This window comes from Stenotrophomonas sp. NPDC077659 (assembly GCF_050268705.1).
Taxonomy (GTDB): domain Bacteria; phylum Pseudomonadota; class Gammaproteobacteria; order Xanthomonadales; family Xanthomonadaceae; genus Stenotrophomonas.
Window position 1 is genome coordinate 1 of sequence record NZ_JBNNHG010000305.1, and the last position, 1,071, is coordinate 1,071.

At 63.1% G+C, this 1,071-nt stretch carries 2 protein-coding genes and 1 pseudogene; all 3 read right to left on the reverse strand.

Annotation, left to right across the window (positions count from 1 at the left end; translation table 11 throughout):
- Positions 1-62: 62 nt before the first annotated feature.
- Positions 63-161, reverse strand: a pseudogene (rplP, locus tag ACQKDV_RS19665) (50S ribosomal protein L16); the annotation flags it as partial.
- Positions 162-166: 5 nt separating this feature from the next.
- Positions 167-901, reverse strand: a complete 735-nt coding sequence (gene rpsC, locus ACQKDV_RS19670) for a 30S ribosomal protein S3 (protein WP_004145350.1) — start codon at positions 899-901, stop codon at positions 167-169.
- A gap of 18 nt (positions 902-919) precedes the next feature.
- Positions 920-1,071 (reverse strand): large ribosomal subunit protein uL22 (locus tag ACQKDV_RS19675; RefSeq protein WP_427785897.1); only part of this gene is annotated, 152 nt, incomplete at its 5' end.

Here is a 1,071-nt window from a genome sequence, read left to right on the forward strand (position 1 = left end):
CGCTGGCCGTACGCGCCCGGATCGTGCAAGCTCCACGGTCTGTGTTCCACGGAAGGGGATTGGCCGTATTCGCCGAAGCTGACAGCGTTGGCGCTCCAGCTCAGGCCGTCGTTACGGCCCTTGTGCACCTTGCGGTACTTGGTTCGCTTGGGTTGCAACATTGTCGTTACCTCGCTTCACGGGCCGGGCGCTGACGGTCACCGCGGTCGCCGCGATCGTGACGATCGTTGCGCGACGGGGTGTCGTCCTGCTTTTCCTGGCCAACCTGGGAGAAATCGAAGACCTCGCCCTTGTAGATCCAGACCTTGATGCCGATGATGCCGTAGGTCGTCTTGGCTTCAGCGAAGCCATAGTCGATGTCGGCACGCAGGGTGTGCAGCGGCACGCGGCCTTCGCGGTACCACTCCGAACGGGCGATTTCTGCACCGTTGAGGCGGCCACCGACGTTGACCTTGATGCCCAGGGCACCCAGGCGCATCGCGTTGCCGACCGAGCGCTTCATGGCGCGGCGGAACATGATGCGACGCTCCAGCTGCTGGGCGATCGACTCGGCAACGAGCTGAGCGTCCAGTTCCGGCTTGCGCACTTCGGTGACGTTGATGTGCGCCGGGACGCCCATCATCTCGCTCACTTCCTTGCGCAGCTTCTCGATGTCCTCACCGCGCTTGCCGATCACCACGCCCGGACGGGCGGTGTGGATCGTCACGCGAGCGGTCTTGGCCGGACGCTCGATCAGGATCTTGCTGATGCCGGCCTGAGCCAGCTTCTTGCGCAGCATTTCGCGCACTTTCAGGTCGGCTGCCAGGTAACCAGCGAACTCGGCCTTGTTGGCGTACCACTTGGAGTTCCAGTCCTTGGAAATGCCGAGGCGGATACCAATCGGATGAACTTTATGACCCATGGTCTTTTCCTTATCCGCTTACTTGGCGGCGCCCACAACCACAGTGATGTGGCTGGTGCGCTTGAGGATGCGGGTACCGCGGCCTTTCGCCCGCGCCATGAAACGCTTCAGGGTCGGCTGCAGAGGATCAGGCCGCTGAGGATCGGACTGCTGGGCCGTCCCCGCAGCGA

Coding starts and splice junctions, on each gene's coding strand:
- rpsC (WP_004145350.1), bottom strand. CDS start 901: ATGGGTCATAAAGTTCATCCGATTGGTATCCGCCTCGGCATTTCCAAG.